Annotated in this window: 19 protein-coding genes and 1 pseudogene; 6 read left to right on the plus strand and 14 right to left on the minus strand. The window is 66.6% G+C overall.

Annotation, left to right across the window (positions count from 1 at the left end; all coding sequences use genetic code 11):
• The 5 genes and pseudogenes from AC07YZ_RS24830 to AC07YZ_RS24850 all read right to left on the minus strand — a co-directional run.
• A pseudogene (locus AC07YZ_RS24830) lies at nucleotides 1–598 on the minus strand (nitric oxide reductase activation protein NorD); the annotation flags it as partial.
• Complete coding sequence (locus AC07YZ_RS24835; RefSeq protein ID WP_494796718.1) at nucleotides 598–1,632, minus strand: 4Fe-4S binding protein; 1,035 nt, start codon at nucleotides 1,630–1,632, stop codon at nucleotides 598–600. The pseudogene AC07YZ_RS24830 and the gene AC07YZ_RS24835, both read right to left, overlap by 1 nt.
• Nucleotides 1,633–1,644: 12 nt before the next feature.
• Nucleotides 1,645–2,460, minus strand: coding sequence for a CbbQ/NirQ/NorQ/GpvN family protein (locus AC07YZ_RS24840; RefSeq protein ID WP_494796719.1), 816 nt, complete (start codon nucleotides 2,458–2,460; stop codon nucleotides 1,645–1,647).
• Between the two features lie 16 nt (nucleotides 2,461–2,476).
• Nucleotides 2,477–3,904 (minus strand): cbb3-type cytochrome c oxidase subunit I, encoded by a 1,428-nt coding sequence (locus AC07YZ_RS24845; protein ID WP_226490360.1) that lies wholly within the window; start codon nucleotides 3,902–3,904, stop codon nucleotides 2,477–2,479.
• Nucleotides 3,905–3,942: 38 nt separating this feature from the next.
• Entirely contained in the window at nucleotides 3,943–4,380 is a 438-nt protein-coding gene (locus AC07YZ_RS24850; protein ID WP_494796720.1) for a c-type cytochrome, read from the minus strand.
• 185 nt (nucleotides 4,381–4,565) lie between these two features.
• Here AC07YZ_RS24850 and AC07YZ_RS24855 point away from each other — a divergent pair, with 185 nt between their 5' ends.
• Entirely contained in the window at nucleotides 4,566–5,267 is a 702-nt protein-coding gene (locus AC07YZ_RS24855; protein WP_226490358.1) for a Crp/Fnr family transcriptional regulator, read from the plus strand.
• Between the two features lie 84 nt (nucleotides 5,268–5,351).
• Here the strand turns inward: AC07YZ_RS24855 and AC07YZ_RS24860 are convergent, their stop codons facing one another.
• The 9 genes from AC07YZ_RS24860 to ytfE all read right to left on the minus strand — a co-directional run bounded on the left by AC07YZ_RS24860 (nucleotide 5,352) and on the right by ytfE (nucleotide 13,620).
• Nucleotides 5,352–5,741 (minus strand): response regulator, encoded by a 390-nt coding sequence (locus AC07YZ_RS24860; RefSeq protein WP_494796721.1) that lies wholly within the window; start codon nucleotides 5,739–5,741, stop codon nucleotides 5,352–5,354.
• Nucleotides 5,738–7,393, minus strand: coding sequence for a sensor histidine kinase (locus AC07YZ_RS24865; protein ID WP_494796722.1), 1,656 nt, complete (start codon nucleotides 7,391–7,393; stop codon nucleotides 5,738–5,740). The genes AC07YZ_RS24860 and AC07YZ_RS24865 overlap by 4 nt, the downstream gene beginning before the upstream one ends.
• 247 nt (nucleotides 7,394–7,640) lie before the next feature.
• Nucleotides 7,641–9,128, minus strand: a complete 1,488-nt coding sequence (gene ubiD, locus AC07YZ_RS24870; protein WP_494796723.1) for a 4-hydroxy-3-polyprenylbenzoate decarboxylase — start codon at nucleotides 9,126–9,128, stop codon at nucleotides 7,641–7,643.
• The gene (locus tag AC07YZ_RS24875; RefSeq protein WP_494796724.1) at nucleotides 9,125–9,712 is read right to left on the minus strand and encodes a UbiX family flavin prenyltransferase; all 588 of its coding nucleotides are present in this window, start codon (nucleotides 9,710–9,712) and stop codon (nucleotides 9,125–9,127) included. The genes ubiD and AC07YZ_RS24875 overlap by 4 nt, the downstream gene beginning before the upstream one ends.
• Nucleotides 9,693–10,103, minus strand: a complete 411-nt coding sequence (locus AC07YZ_RS24880) for a putative zinc-binding protein (protein ID WP_494796725.1) — start codon at nucleotides 10,101–10,103, stop codon at nucleotides 9,693–9,695. Before AC07YZ_RS24880 ends, AC07YZ_RS24875 begins: the two co-directional genes overlap by 20 nt.
• On the minus strand, nucleotides 10,090–10,605 hold the full coding sequence (gene ubiT / locus AC07YZ_RS24885; protein ID WP_226490352.1) for a ubiquinone anaerobic biosynthesis accessory factor UbiT: 516 nt from the start codon (nucleotides 10,603–10,605) through the stop codon (nucleotides 10,090–10,092). Before ubiT ends, AC07YZ_RS24880 begins: the two co-directional genes overlap by 14 nt.
• A 15-nt stretch (nucleotides 10,606–10,620) precedes the next feature.
• Nucleotides 10,621–11,520, minus strand: a complete 900-nt coding sequence (gene ubiV / locus AC07YZ_RS24890; RefSeq protein WP_494796726.1) for a ubiquinone anaerobic biosynthesis protein UbiV — start codon at nucleotides 11,518–11,520, stop codon at nucleotides 10,621–10,623.
• Between the two features lie 182 nt (nucleotides 11,521–11,702).
• The gene (gene ubiU / locus AC07YZ_RS24895; RefSeq protein WP_226490350.1) at nucleotides 11,703–12,737 is read right to left on the minus strand and encodes a ubiquinone anaerobic biosynthesis protein UbiU; all 1,035 of its coding nucleotides are present in this window, start codon (nucleotides 12,735–12,737) and stop codon (nucleotides 11,703–11,705) included.
• A gap of 136 nt (nucleotides 12,738–12,873) precedes the next feature.
• Entirely contained in the window at nucleotides 12,874–13,620 is a 747-nt protein-coding gene (ytfE, locus tag AC07YZ_RS24900; RefSeq protein ID WP_494796727.1) for an iron-sulfur cluster repair protein YtfE, read from the minus strand.
• Nucleotides 13,621–13,749: 129 nt separating this feature from the next.
• On the opposite strand from ytfE, the gene AC07YZ_RS24905 reads away from it, so the two are divergent.
• The 5 genes from AC07YZ_RS24905 (at nucleotide 13,750) to AC07YZ_RS24925 (ending at nucleotide 16,812) form a co-directional block, all read left to right on the plus strand.
• Nucleotides 13,750–14,223 carry an Rrf2 family transcriptional regulator gene (locus AC07YZ_RS24905; RefSeq protein WP_226490348.1) on the plus strand — a complete coding sequence of 158 codons (474 nt, stop codon included), beginning with the start codon at nucleotides 13,750–13,752 and terminating at the stop codon, nucleotides 14,221–14,223.
• Between the two features lie 175 nt (nucleotides 14,224–14,398).
• On the plus strand, nucleotides 14,399–14,941 hold the full coding sequence (locus AC07YZ_RS24910; protein ID WP_494796728.1) for a cysteine hydrolase family protein: 543 nt from the start codon (nucleotides 14,399–14,401) through the stop codon (nucleotides 14,939–14,941).
• Nucleotides 14,942–15,035: 94 nt separating this feature from the next.
• Nucleotides 15,036–15,551, plus strand: coding sequence for a hypothetical protein (locus tag AC07YZ_RS24915; protein WP_494796729.1), 516 nt, complete (start codon nucleotides 15,036–15,038; stop codon nucleotides 15,549–15,551).
• Between the two features lie 48 nt (nucleotides 15,552–15,599).
• Nucleotides 15,600–16,307: a penicillin-insensitive murein endopeptidase gene (locus tag AC07YZ_RS24920; RefSeq protein WP_494796730.1), complete on the plus strand. Its 708-nt coding sequence runs from the start codon at nucleotides 15,600–15,602 to the stop codon at nucleotides 16,305–16,307.
• A gap of 34 nt (nucleotides 16,308–16,341) precedes the next feature.
• Entirely contained in the window at nucleotides 16,342–16,812 is a 471-nt protein-coding gene (locus tag AC07YZ_RS24925) for a hypothetical protein (protein ID WP_494796731.1), read from the plus strand.
• The last annotated feature ends 26 nt before the right edge of the window (nucleotides 16,813–16,838 follow it).

Genomic DNA, 16,838 nt, shown 5'->3' on the forward strand with positions numbered 1-16,838 from the left:
GGGCGCCGCAGACCCAGAGCCAGACCGGGGCCACGTCGGCGGCCTGCCAGTCGCCGTCGGCGGGCGCGCCGCCGCGCAGCGTGTCGGCCACGGCCTGCTCGGCCAGGGCGGCGCGCCCGCGCAGGCCGGACACGGCCGGGCGCTGGGCCAGGTGCATATCGCGCAGACGCTCGTAGCGCGGGTGAAAACCGGGGAAGGCCTCCAGCGCGCGCCGGGTGGCGCGCCGGTTGTCGCCCACCCAGCTGCCGCTGTGGCGCCAGTGGGCCGTGAGCAGGGCCAGCCAGAGGTACAGGTCGCGGTTGAGCGCGGGTTCGGCGAACACCGCCACGCTCGGCGGCAGGGCCAGCACCTCGGGCTCCATCACGGCGAGCGCCGCGCGTTCACCGCTGCCCGCGAGCCGGTGCAGCCAGTGGCGCGGGGCGGTGGTGCGCTGCAGGCCCGCCTCGGCCAGCCGCACGTGGGCCTGCCCGCCCGCGGCGCGAAACAGCAGGCCGATGGCCGCTTTCATCTCGGGCAGGTGCACGGCGGCGGCCGCGTGTTCGGGCCGGGTCAGGCGCGTCAGGGCCACGTGCCACCAGCGTCCCACCATCTCTTCCATCAGCTGTGCTCCGGAGGGTGGGCGCGGCGCTGCCGCAGGGTTTCGCGCAGGGCGTCCGCGCCGATGCGCCACTGCAGGGTGGGGCTGCGGCCCTGGGCGGTCTGGGTGCTGTCGCAGGCGTCCAGGCATTGGCCGCACTGCACGCAGGAAAACATGCGCCGCTTGATGTTGCGCGGCTGCAGCCGCATGGGGCACACGCTGTCACAGGCGTTGCCCAGCGGGGCGCTGGGCGCGGCCAGGGCGGCGTGGGCCGGGCCGCTGCGCTGCTCGCTCTGGCAGCTGCGGCAGTCGCGCGCGCGTTCGCGCTCGAACGAGACCACCAGCCCGCGCGGGTTGGCCATCCAGGCCAGGCTCTGGAACAGGCCCACCGCGCAGCCAAAGCGGCAGAACAGGTGGCGCGCGAACGCGAACTCGGCGCTGAAGACGGCCGTGCCCACCAGCAGGAAACGCAGCTGGTTGGCGCTGAGCGTGCCGCTGAACAGGCCGCTCCAGATCAGCTGCGGCGGCAACAGGTAGGTCAGCAGGGTGATGGCCCAGGCAAAGCCCGCGATCAGGCAGCTCAGCGCGAACAGCGGCCACCAGCGCCGCTGTGGCGTGACGCCAGCGCGGTGCACCGGCGTGCGGTCCCACAGGCTGAGCTTGCCGCAGGCGCGGTGCAGCAGGCTGTTGAGCGACTCCACCAGCGAAAAATGCGGGCACAGCCAGCCGCAGTAGATGCGGCCGTAACGGTAGGCCAGCGCGAGGAAGCCGCCCACCAGCAGCACGGCGGGCAGCAGCGCGCGCCACAGCAGGTTCAGGCCGGCCTGGGTGGCGCTGATCTCGCCGGTGAGCAGACCGTCGATGCCGAGCGACCAGCGCATGCCCAACACCCAGAGCTGGGTTTCGTACAGGTCGAAACGCAGCAGGTTGAGGCTGGGCGCGAGCAGGAACAGGACAAAGAAGCCGATCTGGGTGCGCCGCCGCCAGACCTGCAGGGCCTGGGCGCGGCCCGCTGCGGCGCCTGCGGGAGGGGCGGTGGGGGCCAGCAGATCCATGGGGCGGCGCGTTCAGCCCGCGTCGCCCAGCACCGCGCGCACCACCTCGAACAGCGCCTCGGCGGTGCCGGGGTCGTCGGTCAGGGCGTTGACGATGGCCACGCGGCAGGCCCGGGGCGGCGGCAGGCCGCCGGCCATCAGCCGGGCCGCACAGACCAGCAGCCGGGTGCTGGCGGTCTCTTCGAGGTCGTGTTCGGTCAGGCGGCGCAGGGCCTGGGCCAGCTGCACCAGCTGCGCGGCCTGGTCGGCCCCGATGCCGCCCTCGTTCATCACGATCTGGCGTTCGGTGTCGGCCGGCGGGTAGGCCAAGTCCAGCGCTACGAAGCGCTGGCGGGTGCTGGGCTTGAGGCCCTTGAGCAGGTTCTGGTAGCCGGGGTTGTAGGACATGACCAGCATGAAGCCGGGCGGCGCGATCAGCTGCTCGCCGGTGCGCTCAATGGGCAGGCAGCGCCGGTCGTCGGCCAGCGGGTGCAGCACCACGGTGGTGTCCTTGCGGGCCTCGACCACCTCGTCCAGGTAACAGATGGCGCCGGTGCGCACGGCGCGCGCCAGCGGCCCGTCGGACCACACGGTCTCGCCCTGGCCGATCAGGAAGCGGCCGACCAGGTCGGCCGCGCCCAGGTCGTCGTGGCACGACACCGTGATCAGCGGGCGGCCCAGGCGGGCCGCCATGTGTTCGACGAAGCGGGTCTTGCCGCAGCCGGTCGGCCCTTTGATCAGCAGCGGCAGCTGGGCGCGCCAGGCCTGGCTGAACACCTCGCACTCGCCCGCCTGCTCGGCGTAGTACGGCAGCGGGTTGGCCCGGGCGTGCAGTTCGGTGACGGTCATGGCGCTCACCCGGGACTCAGGCGCCGCGCATGCGCAGGGCCGAGGCGCCCTCGGGCACTTCGCGGGGCACACCGCCGACGAAGAAGCTGGAGAGGTAGGTCATCAGGCCGAGCAGGAAGCCCACCCCGCCGCCGACGCGGATCCAGTAGAAGAAGCGCAGCTGGTCCTGGGTGTCCATGAAGGACATCGCGCCCGAGGTCGGCATGCGCTGCAGCCAGATCTGCAGGATGCCCGCGCCGGTGAGCGCCAGCACCATCACGGCCATGCCGATGGTCATCATCCAGAAGCTCCACATCTCCACGTTCTGCGCCTTCTGGCTGTTGGCCACGCGACCGCGAAGGATGGGCATGGCGTAGCTGATGATCGCCAGCACCACCATCACGTAGGCGCCGTAGAAGGCCAGGTGGCCGTGGGCGGCCGTGACCTGGCTGCCGTGCGTGTAGTAGTTGACCGGGCTCAACGTGTGGATGAAGCCCCAGACACCGGCGCCCAGGAAGGCCACCACCGAGCAGCCCACGGCCCACAGCAGCGCGGCCTGGTTGGGGTGTTCGCGGCGGCGGCGCTGCACCATGTTGAAGGCGAACACCGTCATCATGAAGAAGGGGATCGGCTCCATGGCCGAGAAGATCGAGCCCACCCACAGCCAGTAGCCGGGCATGCCGATGTAGAAGAAGTGGTGACCGGTGCCCAGGATGCCGGTGATCAGCGCCATGGCGATGATCACGTAGAGCCATTTGTCGATCACCTCGCGGTCCACGCCGGTGGTCTTGATCAGCACGAAGGCCAGCAGCGCGCCCATGATCAGCTCCCAGGTGCCTTCCACCCACAGGTGCACCACGAACCACCAGTACATCTTGTCGCGCACCAGGTTGTGCGGGTTCACGAAGCTGAACAGGAACAGCAGGGCCAGGCCCCACAGGCCGATCATCAGCACCAGGCTGATGCTGGTCTTGCGGCCCTTGAGCACGGTCATGCTGATGTTGAACAGGAAGCCCAGCATCACCGCCACGATGCCCAGCTTGGTGGGCAGGGGCTGCTCCAGGAACTCGCGGCCCATGGTCTGCAGCAGGTCGTTGCCCGTGAGTTCGGCCAGCTTGGCGTAGGGCACCGCGAGGTAGCCCACGATGGTCAGCGCGCCGGCCACGAGGAAGATCCAGAACAGGGCGATCGCCAGCTTCGGGCTGTAGAGCTCGGTCTCGGACTCCTCGGGCACCATGTAGTAGGCCGCGCCCTGGAAGCCGAACAGCAACCACACGATCAGCAGGTTGGTGTGGACCATGCGGGCCTGGTTGAACGGGATGTAGGGGAACAGGAAGTCCCCCAGCAGGTACTGCAGGCCGAGCGCCAGACCGAAGACGATCTGGGCCGTGAACAGCGCCAGCGCGGCGATGAAGTAGTACCGGGATACCGACTGCGAGGCGTAAGGGAGTCTGGTCGCGGGCATGGGGAAGTTCCTTGTGGTGTCGGGTGTGCGCATGGCTCTCAGCCTTCGATGTTCGGTGGCCATTTTTCGGTGTCGACGCCACCGGTCCAGCGCAGGAACTCGACCAGGTCGTCGAGCTGCTGTTCGGTGAAGTTGAACTGCGGCATCTGGCGCCGGCCCTCCACGTGGGTGGGCTGGATCTTGATCCAGGTCTTGATGAAGTCGGGCCCGCGGCGCGCGTACACATTGCCCAGCTCGGGCGCAAAATAGGCGCCTTCGCCGAGCAGGGTGTGGCAGCCGATGCAGTTGCGCGTCTCCCAGAGCTTCTTGCCGTTGATCACGGCCGGGGTGATGGCCTGCGCGTTCGAGCGCGTGGGAATGCGGCGTTCGCTGTCCCAGATCAGGCCGACGAACACGAGAATGAAGAACACCGATCCTCCATAGAACATGTTGCGGGCCATCTGCTTGGTGAATCCGCTGGAATGGGGTTGGCTCATTGGGGTACGCTCCTGTGGCTGTAATGCTGGAGCCGAGTTTGGGAGCGGGTGGGTTTTCTTTCCTTGAACCGGTTCAAGTTTCCCGTCGAAAATGCCAAGAATCGGCCGGGGATATCCGGCTGGATTCCGGCCCCCCACACCTACAATCCGGCACCGCCGCAGCCCCCACACGGGCAAAGGAACCGATGGACACCAGCGACTTCAACATCCCGCGCTTCCTGGCGACCCAGGCGCTCTTCACCGACCTGTCCACCGAAGAGCTGGAGCGCGTGGCCCAGGGCTGCCAGGTGCGCCGCCTGGCCCGGGGCGACACCGTGTTCCGCTACGGCGAGCCCTGCCGCGAATTCCACGTGCTGGTCATGGGCCAGGTCAAGCTGTTCGTGCTCTCGCCCGCCGGGCAGGAAAAGGTGATCGAGCTGGTGCAGCCCGGCCACAGCTTTGCCGAGGCGCTGATGTTCACCGACAAGCCCTACATCCTGAATGCACAGGCCCTCACCAGCAGCCTGCTGCTGAGCGTGGGCAAGCAGGTCATCGTCAACGAGATCCAGCGCGACCCCCGTTTCTCGCTGCGCATGCTGGCCGGCATCTCCCGGCGCCTGCACGGCCTGGTGCACGACATCGAGACCGGCGCGCTGCACACCGGCATGCAGCGGGTGATCGGCTATCTGCTGCGCGAACACCAGGTGGAAGACTGCTCCACGGGCGAGGTCTACATCGTCTCGCTGCCGGTGAGCAAGGCCACCGTGGCCTCGCGGCTGTCGCTCACGCCGGAGTATTTCTCCAAGGTGTTGCACGAGCTGGAAGCGGCGCAGCTGATCCGCATCGACAAGCGCGACATCCACATCGTGGACGTGCCCCGGCTGGCGAACTACGGCGTGCAAGCTTAGGGAACACCCCCGCCGCGCTGCAGGCGATTCCCTCCAGGGGGCTGCGGGCCGGGCGAGCGGTGCGCCATGGCCCGCCCGTCGGGCTCAGACACCCAGCTGGAACCGCTCGACGAGGAACTCTCGTGTCAGGGGCTTCACCAGGTAGCCACTCACACCGGGGATCGAGCCCGCCATTTGCTTGTCCTGCGTCGATCCGGAGGAGGTGAGGAAGTGCAGCTCGAAGCCTGGGGTGTTCTGCAAGACCGGCGAGACACTGCGCGCGACGTCGAAGCCGCTGAGCAAGGGCATGTTGATGTCCAGGAAAACGCAGGTTCGCAGACTCAGGGCATCCTGTTTCAAGAACGCCAGGAAATCGGTGCCCGACTCAAACACCCGGACCTCACCCTTGAAACCGGTCTTGCGGATGACGATCTCGTGAAAGACGTTGTCCAGGTCGTTGTCGTCCACGAGGATGATGCGTTCTAGAGGGTTCATGCCAAAGGGTCACCCGACGGGTTCGAAACACATGACGGCAAATGCAGCGAAAAGCAGCTGCCGACGCCCGGCTCGGATTTCACGCTGAGCCAGCCCCCATGCATTTGCGCGATGCGCTTGCAGATCGCCAGCCCCAATCCCGTGCCTTCGTACGTTCTTCGGTTGTGCAGACGCCGGAAGGCATCGAACACCTCGGCCTGGTGTTCGTCTGAAATGCCGATGCCATTGTCTTCCACCTGCAGGACCACGTCGCTTCCCTCGGTGATCGACGAAACCCGAACAATGGGCGTGATCGATGGATGCCTGAACTTGAGCGCGTTGGACACGAGGTTCTGCAGCGCGATCCTCAGAAACGAAGCGTTGCCCTCAACCACCGGCAATTCGTCGATGTGGAGTTGCGCTCCCACGTCGAGGGTCGCCGAGAGCAGGTCGTCGCGCACCTGGGCCGCCAACTGGTTGAGGTCGACCGCTTCGAGGTCCAGGGTGTAGTTCTCCAGTTCCGTGAACCGGATGAGGTCGTTGAGCAGCCGCGTCATGCGCGCGCCCCCCGCGGACACATAGTCCAGGTAGCGCTGAGCCTCCCGGGGCAGGCTCTCGCGGTGGTCCTGCACGAGAAGCGAGGTGAAGTTGTTGATCGAGTTCAGCGGTTCGCGCAGATCGTGCGAGACGATGTGGATGAAGCGCTGCTGCTCGATGGTCTTGCGTTCGAGCAGTTGCACGGTTTTTTCGAGCTCGAGCTCATGGCTCTTGAGTTCGTGGATGTCTTGTACCCGGACAACAACGCCCTTGCAGGGGACCCCCACTCTTGCACCTGAGGGCAGATAGGTGATCTTGACGTGTCGCTCGCCTTTGCCAGGAAAGTTCACGACAGACTCGTAGGAAACGACCTGGCCCCCAAAAGCCCGATCCAGAGCGGGCTTGGCGACTTTCTGGAACATGTCTTCGCCCAGCAGCGAGGCAACGGACTTTCCGACGATCTCTTCCCTTCGCCGTTCCCAGTACTTCAGGTAGGCATCGTTGGCGAAGCGGTAGGTGTACGTCCGGTCAACATACGAGGTGAGGTCCAGCGCGGCTGAACTCACCGCCTGGAGGAACTCCTCTTCCTGCTCCCATTGCACGAACCGGGCCTGGGACCGCGCTCGCATCGATTCGGCATGCTCCAGCAGTCGCGCCGCCAGACCGGCCAGGTTTTCCAGCGAGCGGCGTTGCCCGCCGCTCAGCCGCCGGGCAACGCGATCGAGCACGCAGACAGCCCCGCGTGCGATTCCATCGGACGTCACGATGGGTGCCCCCGCGTAGAAGCGGATGTTGGGCCCACCGGTGACCATGGGATGCGCAGCAAACCGCACATCGGTCGTGGCATCCTGGACTTCCATGACCTGGGTGGGTTCCAAAATCGCGTGCGCGCAGAACGACCGATCCGGGTCCATCTGGCCGATATCCAGCCCACGTGCGGACTTGAACCACTGCCTGTCCTGGTCGACCAGGGCAATCACCGCGATGGGCGTTTCGCAAATCGAGCATGCCAACTCGGTCACGCTGTCCAAAGCCGCGTCTGGCAGGGCATCCAGGAACCCCATGCCCTGCGGGTGCTTCGAACGCCGGTTCTTGTTCGCGACAAAGCCCTTCGCCGTGTGGAAGGTCTCTTTCATGGGGCGCCTCGTTCGGTGAAGCCACCAGGAGCGCGGATTTCACATGAACAAGGGGTTGGGTGCTTCCCCCATGGGAGGAAGGCAGAACCCCAGTGAAATCGATCGCCAGAAAGAGCGCGCATGTTTTGGCCGAAAGGAATGTGGCCAAGGTTAGCGCAAGCCTGCCCCCTGAATCGTTAAAAAACTCATGGATACGGCACCCAGTTCGGGCCTTTGGACCCCAAGGTCGTGGATGGACCGGACAGTATCAAGAACCCATCAGCTGATCAAACAGCGGCGCCATGCGGGCCGTCACCGCCGGGTCCATGGCCATCACCCGGCCCCATTCGCGTTGTGTTTCGCCGGGCCATTTGTTCGTCGCGTCCAGGCCCATCTTGCTGCCCAGGCCGCTCACGGGCGAGGCGAAGTCGAGGTAGTCGATGGGGGTGTGCTCGATCAGCATCGTGTCGCGCACCGGGTCCATGCGCGTGCTCATGGCCCAGATGACTTCGCCCCAGTTGCGCACGTCGATGTCCTCGTCCACGACCACGACGAACTTGGTGTACATGAACTGGCGCAGGTGGCTCCACACGCCCATCATCACGCGCCGCGCGTGGCCGGCGTAGGCCTTGCGGATCTGCACCACCGCCATGCGGTAGCTGCAGGCCTCGGAGGGCAGGTGGAAATCGGTGATCTCGGGGAACTGGCGCTGCAGCAGCGGGATGAACAGCTCGTTCATCGCCAGCGCGAGCATGGCGGGTTCGTCCGGCGGCTTGCCGGTGTAGGTGGAGTGGTAGATGGCGTCGCGCCGCTGCGTGATGCGCTCCACCGTGAACACCGGGAACTCGGCGCGTTCGTTGTAGTAGCCGGTGTGGTCGCCGTAGGGGCCTTCGAGCGCGTGCTCAAAGCCGCTGGGGTGCAGCGGGTCGGGCCGGATGTGGCCTTCGAGCACGATCTCGGCCGAGGCCGGCACCTGCAGCGGCACGCCCAGCGCCCGCACAACCTCGGTGCGTGCGCCGCGCAGCAGGCCGGCGAACTGGTATTCGGAGAGGCTGTCGGGCACCGGCGTGACCGCGCCCAGGATGGTGGCCGGGTCGGCCCCCAGGGCCACGGCCACCGGGTAGGGTTGGCCCGGGTGCTGCCGGCCGTGGTCGCGGAAATCGAGCGCGCCGCCGCGGTGCGCGAGCCAGCGCACGATGAGCTGGTTGCGCGAGAGCACCTGCTGGCGGTAGATGCCCAGGTTCTGCCGCGTCTTGTGCGGCCCGCGCGTGATCACCAGGCCCCAGGTGATGAGCGGGGCCACGTCGTCGGGCCAGCAGTGCTGGATGGGCAGGCGCGCCAGGTCCACGTCGTCGCCTTCCCACACCCGATCCTGGCAGGGCGCCGAGCTGCGTTCCTTGGGGCTCATGTGCCACAGCGTCTTGAGCAGGCCGCTCAAGGCCACCATGTCTTTCAGCCCGCCCGGCGCCTGCGGCTCCTTGAGGGCGGCGAGCACTTCGCCGAACTGGCGCAGCTCGCCCAGGCTGCCCACGCCCATGGCGCGCGCCACGCGGCCCGTGGTTCCAAACAGGTTGCCCAGCACCGGCATGCTGTGGCCGGTGGGCCGCTCGAACAGCAGGGCCGGGCCGCCCGCGCGCAGCACGCGGTCGCACAGTGCGGTCATTTCCAGGTGCGGGGAGACCGGCTCGCTCACGCGCCGCAGCTCGCCGGTCTGTTCCAGCTGGGCCATGAAATCGCGCAGGTCGTGGTAGGTCATTCGAGACCTTCCCAGCGGCGGCTCAGCGCGTGCGGCACGTCGAGCAGGTCCAGCACGCGCGCCACGCTGGCGTCCACGATGTCGTCCAGGCTCTGCGGGCGCAGGTAGAAAGCGGGCATGGGCGGGCAGACGATGGCGCCCATTTCCGTCACGGCGGTCATGTTGCGCAGGTGGGTCAGATGCAATGGCGTCTCGCGCGCCATCAGCACCAGGCGGCGGCGCTCCTTGAGCATCACGTCGGCCGCGCGCGTGACCAGGTTGTCCGACAGGCCGTGCGCGATGGCCGCGAGCGTGCGCATGGAACACGGCGCGACCACCATGCCCTGGCAGCGGAACGAACCGCTGGCCGGCGCGGCGCCCAGGTTCGCCGCGTCGTGCAGCGTGTGCACCAGCGGGCGCAGCGCCTCGGGCGCCAGGTTCAGTTCGTGGCGCAGCGTGAGCCAGCCGGCGTCGGACACCACCGCGTGCGCCTGCACCCCGGGCGCGTGTTGCAGGGCCTGCAGCAGGCGCAGGCCGTAGACCGCGCCGCTGGCGCCGGTGATGGCCACCAGCAGGCGACGAGGTTCAGGCAGTTGGGGGCTCATCGGGTGGCGGGGCGGTGTCTTGCAAGAGGCGCTGCAGGTCGTTGCGCACCCGGAACAGCACGGCCTCGGCCTGGTCCGGGTCGAAGTCCTCGTGCAGGCGCTTGCGCACGCCGTAGATGTTCAACTGGTGGTGCTGGGTGGGTTCGATGCCGTGGCGGCCCAGGCAGTGGCGCGCGCATTCCAGGGGGCAGCCGTCCAGGACCACGATGGGCCGCCCCGAGCGGGCTGTCTTTAGCAGGCTGGGCACGTCACCACCGATGCCCGCGATGCAGGACATCTCGGCCGTGCCCATGCGGTCCAGGCGCACCGCCACGTGGTTGGCCAGCTGCGCGGCGCTGGAGCACCCGGAGCACGCGTAGACGATGGGCAGCTTGGCTTCAGCGCGGGCCATGGCGGGGCTCCGGCGCCCACGACGGGCGCAACTGCCGCAGGCGGGACAGCACCGCCGTCGGCGCCCACGGCGCGAAGTCGAACACCGGCAGTTCCAGCGCGTCGAGCGCGTTCTTGACCACCAGGCCCAGCTCGGTGTCGCCCTCCATGGAGAGGCGGCGGTTGAAGAACAGGGTGTCGGGGTCGTCCAGCCGCTGCGCCAGGCGCAGGAAGTCGTGCGCGTTGGCGCTCAGGGTGAGCTCGGTGGCGGGCTGCGGCGCGCTGGCGCGAAACATTGTGCCCCGCCAGGCAAAGTCGAACTTCAGGCCGGCGTCCCGCACGTGGATGCGGATGCGCTGGCCCTGCAGGCGCTCGACCACGTCGGCGGGCAGCTGCCGCGCCAGCACCAGGTTGAGCCCGGTGACCAGCAGCAGCGAGCCGGGGTAGGCGGGCAGGCGCGAGAGCAGCGCGGCGAGCGGCGGCGGGACGGTGTGGCGCTGGGCGTTGGCAAGGGTGTTGGTCATGGGCGGTGGGGGTGTTCAGGCCAGGGCGGGTTCGACGCGCTCCTGCCCGGGCTGGCCGTGCCAGTAGCCGTTGCAGTCGCGGTCGGGCAGCAGGCCGAGCAGCGCGGCGCGCGCCGCCGGGCCGTTCAGCGTTTCGCGGCGCACCGCGTCGTACAGCGCGATCACCTCCGCCGTGTGCAACGACTGCGGGCTGATGCGCGCCACGTCCACACCCAGCGCCGTCAGATCGTCCCAGGCGTCGATCAGGCTGTGCACCCGCGCCGACTGGGTCTGGATGCCGTTGAGCACCAGGAACTCGGCGTTCTCGCGCGTCTTGAGCATCAGGCCGTCGGGGTGATCGATGCAGCTGAAGCGGCAGTCGTCCTTGGGCAGGTTGCGGTGGCGCGCCGTGAAGCAGCGGGCCGAAAACGCCAATGGCAGGCGGCCGTGCACGAACACCTCGGTCTGCAGGCCGGCCGGGCGCTGCTGCTGCAGCAGGGCCAGGTCTTTGCGCGGCATCTCCAACGGCGCGACCCAGCGCGATGCGCCCAGCGACGCCATCCATTGCAGCGTGGGGCCGTTGTAGACGTTGAGGTGCGGGCCGGCGACGAAGCCGCGCTGGCCGGTCAGCGCGCTCACCGCGCCCATGTCGTTGGCCTCGATGCCGAAGTCGGTGTTCGCCGCGATCTTCTGCATCGCGCTCACGTCCGAGCCCGATTCGAGCAGCACCTGGGTGGAGAGCACCGCGGTCTTGCCCGAAGCGCGCATCAGCTCGGCCACGTCCAGCCAGTCCGACAGGCGCAGCTCGTGGCGGCGCGAGCAGGTGACCTCGCCGAGGTAGACGATGTCCACCGCGGTCGCGGCCATGGCTTCGTAGAAGTCGAACACGGTCTGGCGCGGCCAGTGGTACAGCAGGGGTCCGAGGGATAGTTTCACTTCAGTTGTTCCAGTGTGTGCGGCGGCCCCTCACCCCAACCCTCTCCCCAGAGGGGCGAGGGAGTGAATGCCAAGCCTCCGGGGCGCGTGCCTTGCCAAGCACACGCCGAAGATCCGGCTCCGCCGGTCCAAGGGCGTGGTCCCCCTGGGGGGAAGCCGCGAAGCGGCGCAGGGGGGAGCCATCATTTCCACGGCCGGTGGTAGGCACCCAAGGTGTGCTGCTGACCTTCCGCGACTTGGTCGAGCGAGGCCATCCAGGCGCTTTTGGGCGTGTAGTGCTGGGGCTGGGCCTGGCAGCTGTCGATGGCCTCGCGCCAGACCTTCGTGACCTGGGCCACGTAGGACGGGCTGCGCTGGCGGCCTTCGATCTTGATCGCGCGCACGCCCATCTGCGCCAGCTGCGGCAACAGCGAGAGCGTGTTGAGGCTGGTCGGCTCTTCGATCGCGTAGTAGCTCGTGTCGTCTTCCACGTCGAAGCGGCCCTTGCACAGCGTGGGGTAGCCCGCGCTTTCACCGCTGGCGTAGCGGTCGATCAGCACACCGTTGAGCCGCGACTCCAGCCCCTTTGGCGTTTCCTGCCAGCGCACCGCCTTGGCCGGCGAACACACGCCGTGCGTGTTGGGCGACTCTCCAGTTACGTAGGACGAGAGCGCGCAGCGCCCTTCGACCATCACGCACAGGCTGCCGAAGCCGAACACCTCGATCTCCACCGGGGTCTTCTGCACCACCTGGCGCACCTGGTCGAGCGAGAGCACGCGCGGCAACACGGCGCGCGAAATGCCGAACTCGCGGTGGTAGAGGTTGATCGCCTCGTGGTTGGTGGCCGAGCCCTGCACCGAGAGGTGCAGCCGCAACGTCGGGTGGCGCTGCGTGGCGTAGCGCATCAGGCCCGGGTCGGCCAGGATCACCGCGTCCACGCCCAGGTTCACAGCCTTGTCCATCGCCTCGCGCCAGCGCTCCGGCTGCGCGGCCTGCGGGTAGGTGTTGAGCGCCATGAACACCTGGCAGCCACGCGCATGCGCGTAGGCCACGCCGCTGGCGATGGCCGCGTCGTCGAAGTTCAGGCCGGCGAAGTTGCGCGCGTTGGTGGCGTCGCGCAGGCCCAGGTAGACGCAGTTCGCCCCATGGTCCACCGCGGCCTTGAGCGCGGGCAGGCTGCCGGCCGGGCAGACCAGGTCCAGGGTGTTGGAATTTTCGTGCGTGCGGTCGATGGCCATGGGGGAGTTGCGTCGTGAAAAGGGCAGCGCGGACAGGCCGGTGCCAAGCGGGCGCGACCTTAGCAACCGCCCGCTGTGCGGGCGTTGACCTGGGTCAATGGGCTCATGGCTTGATTTGGCGCAAGTGGGTCTGGCCTCAAGCGCAGCCGCAGGCCGAGCCGCAGCCGGTGGCGGGTTGTTGCTGTTCCGCTTCTTCGAATTGCGGGAACAGCAGGTTGTTTTCCGTGTGGATGTGGTTGATCAGGTCGTCGGAGAACTGCGCGATGCCCGTGTACAGGGCGCGCCAGGTGTTGCAGGCGCCCATCGGCGGCGTGGCGTCGTTCGTCAGCGCCATCAGCCGGTCCAGTTGCACGCCGTGGCTGGTGTGCTCGCCGCGCATCACGTTGATCGGCCCGGCCGCCAGCGAGCGGCCACCGCTTTTGAGCAGAGGGAACAGGATCTGTTCTTCCTTCTCCATGTGGTCCAGCAACTCGGCCTCCATGATCTCCAGGTGCTCGGCCAGGCCGGCGGGCACGTCGGGGTTGTTGCAGTGCACCGCTTCCACGCGGCGCGCCATGCGGATCAGCTCGGGCAGCTGCTCGCGGTGCACCGCGTGGTAGCGCAGCAGGAGGTGGTCGACCATCGCCTCGGGCGATTCGGTGACGGGCAGGGTGTTCGGGCGCTCCAGCTGCGAGAGCTCGTCGAGCACCGCGTCCAGCGGCAGGCCCTTGCTGGCGCAGGCCTGTTGCAGCGGAATCTGGCCGCCGCAGCAGAAGTCGAGCTTGAGGCGGCGAAAGACCGCGGTGGAGCCCGGCAGGTCAACGGCGATCTGGCCGATGGCCTGCTGCGCGCGGTCGGCAGCGGCGGCTTGGGTGGGGCGGGCTTCGGTGGTGGTGTGGTTCATGGGGTTTCCTGAAATATGCATTGTGACTGCATGTATTAGAAGATAAAATTCATATGAAGTGAATATTTCCATAGAACAACACGGGGTATCCGAAAGAACGATGACCCACCGGCCCCGGGAGATCACCGCATGCGACTGACCCACTGGACCGACTACAGCCTGCGCGTGCTGATGTATTGCGCGGCCTGCACGCAGCGCGAGAAGCCCGCCACCATCAGCGAGATCGCCGGGGCGCACGGCATTTCGCGCAGCCACCTCACCAAGATCGTGATGACGCTCTCCGGCCTGGGCCTGCTGGAGACCACGCGCGGGCGGGGCGGCGGCCTGCGCCTGCTCAAGCCGGCGCACCTGATCGTGCTGGGCGACGTGGTCCGCCAGACCGAGACCGACTTCACCCTGGTCGAATGCTTCAGCGCCGAGCACAACACCTGCCGGCTCGAAGGCTATTGCCGACTCAAGGGCACGCTGCAAAAGGCGATGGACCGCTACCTCGCGGAACTCGACGGCGTGACGCTGGCCGATCTGCTCGAACCCATGCCCCCGGGCGCCGGCGTGCGCAAGGTTGTGCAGCTGAAGCATATTCCGGGGATGCCTGATTTGTAGGGGCGGTTCAGCGGTCTCTTCAATGGGGCAGCGGGAAGCTGGTTCACAACAAGAAGCGCGCCCAATAGGTGCAGGCCTGCGCCGCCCGCCGGCTTATAGTGCGATTCGCGGCTGCCTTCGTGCACGGGGTTCAGCCCGCGGCCGGAAAACAGCCAATCAGGCATCAAGACATACCATGACCACCGCTCTTCTCATCATCGATGTTCAGCACGCCCTGTGTTCCGGCGAGCACGCGGCCTTTGAGTCCAGACGCGTCATTGATCGCATCAACGTTGTCGCCAGAAAGACGCGCGAAGCTGGCGCACCGGTCGTTGTGATCCAGCACGAAGCGCCGGGCAGCCCGCTGGAGTACGGAACGGAGGGCTGGGGCCTTGCCGCCGGGCTGGATGTCCAATCCACCGACATCCGCCTCCGCAAGCGGGCAACGGACTCGTTTCACAACACAGATCTGCAGGCCCTCCTGCAGGCACACGGGGTGACGAAGCTGGTGATCTGCGGTTTTCAGAGCGAATTCTGTGTGGACACCACGACCCGCAGGGCGCTCGCCCTGGGTTATCCGGTCACGCTCGTGTCGGATGCCCACTCCACTGTGGACAACGCCGTCTTGTCGGCCGCACAGATCACGGCCCACCACAACGAAACGCTGGCCAACATCACCAGCTTCGGGCCTCGGGCCGTGGCAGTGCCTTCGGACGAGGTGAAGATTGATGTCTCATGAGAACCAACCGGCTGTCACAGCGTCCATCGCCCAGCAACAGCCTCTGAACGGAGCGCACCTCTCACGCAAACGTCGGGCATCTGGGGACTGTTGAGTGTTCAGCAAGTTGTTGAAGCGTGAGCCAGCGCGACTGTTTCTCGGTGCGCTGAGTATCACCACGGGCCGCAACTTGATCCGCCATCTGGAGAGTCTGCCCGGTGGTGCACCTCCCGCGCTCGATCGAGCACTTCTCGTCGAGCTCACCGAGTTGCTTTCTTTCCCAATGGCTGCCACGGTCGAGGCGCCACGGTCAACAGACATGGCCTTCGATGTCGTTTTGCAAGGCTATCGGTTTGGGAGCGCAACAGACCTGTCGCTGGATGCGGTCGGCCTTCCCATGTATGGGAGGCCCAAAATTCGCCTCGCGGCAAGGCTCTTCGATCTTCAATCGAACAAGACGAAGACGACCTTCCATGTCACTCAGAAAATGCCTTGGCCCGTGTATCTGAACAGAGCGCTGTCTTGGCGCGTTCTGGTGGGTCTGGAGCGGCCAGCTCGACGAAGCGAGATGGAGGCCCTCTTGCGTCAGGCCTGCGAGAAGCTGGTGGCCCGGCTTCGGGATGCCGCATGACGCACGCCCCTTCGCGCGCGTTCCCCTCAGCTCAAACGTGAGGCCCATTTGAATCTCTCCAACCTTGCCGCCGCAGCACTGCTGGCCCCGATCCTTGCCTGCGGTGCTGAGAGTCAGTGCTACGGCTCCGTGAGCAACGGGCGAATCGAAAGAAGCGTCAAGCTCCCCCTCAGCGGGGCCAACTTCTCCGCGTACAGCACGCTTGCCGCCACCGCTGGCCGGACGCACGTTCACTCCACAGTCGCAGCAATTCTCTCAACCAGCTACAAGGCTCTGGCCGCAGCGAACCCCGATGTGCACTACGTTTACGGTGAAACCGGTTGGCCCGCGGGGGGAAGGCTGCGGCCGCACCGCACCCACCAGAACGGGCTGTCCGTCGACTTCTTTGTCCCGGTGAGGGACGGCAAGGGCCGGTCCGTGCCTCTGCCCACAAACCTCTCGGACAGGTTGGGCTACGACGTGGAGTTCAACCAGGAGGCCCTATACGGCGAGTACTCGATCGACTTTGAAGCACTGGCTGAACACCTCTATCAGCTCAGCGTGGCCGCCAAAGGGGCAGGCTCCGGTTTGGCGTTGGTCATCTTCGACCGCCAATACCTACCCCGTCTGTTCGCCACCAGCCGAGGCGCTTACTTGAAAGCGAACCTGCCATTCATGAAGGGGAAGCCTTGGGTGCGTCACGACGAGCACTACCACGTGAACTTTGTCGTGCCTTGCAAGGCGCTGATCCATCAATCGAGAGGACACCCCCGGTAACGGGCGCCACTTCTCATCTCAAACATTCGGTGTCATGAACAGACCAAACTACGGTGAACCGCGCGATCTCTGGGAACGAGATGGCTCGTTCCGGGACGTCTGCATTTTTGATGCCTCTGCGAACGACTGGAACGTCCTGTGCGACCTGGCGAGAGAGTACGGCCATCGATACACATATGACGGATCGGAGAAGCCACTACCGGAAGTCCATGGCATCTTCGAGAACCGCAACGGGTCACATCTACTCCAGATAACTGTGGGCCGAGTGTTCGCCAACTGCCACTTCTTTGTGCCCACCGAAATCGAGCTTGATCTGGATCCTCGTGAAATCAACGATGCACAAGATCACACCGAAGTTCTCCTCTTCCTGGAGCGCTTGTCCGAACGAACGTCCAAGACTGTCACGGTCACGGCGGAGAACGCAGAAGACATCCCCTACTTACAGTACGACCCACATTCACGCGAATGGAGGGTCTACGAGCCTGGGCGAGGTCACGCGCAATGACCCCGCCCACCTCAACGAGATGATGG

It is taken from the genome of Hydrogenophaga sp. GW101-3F08 (assembly GCF_059424585.1).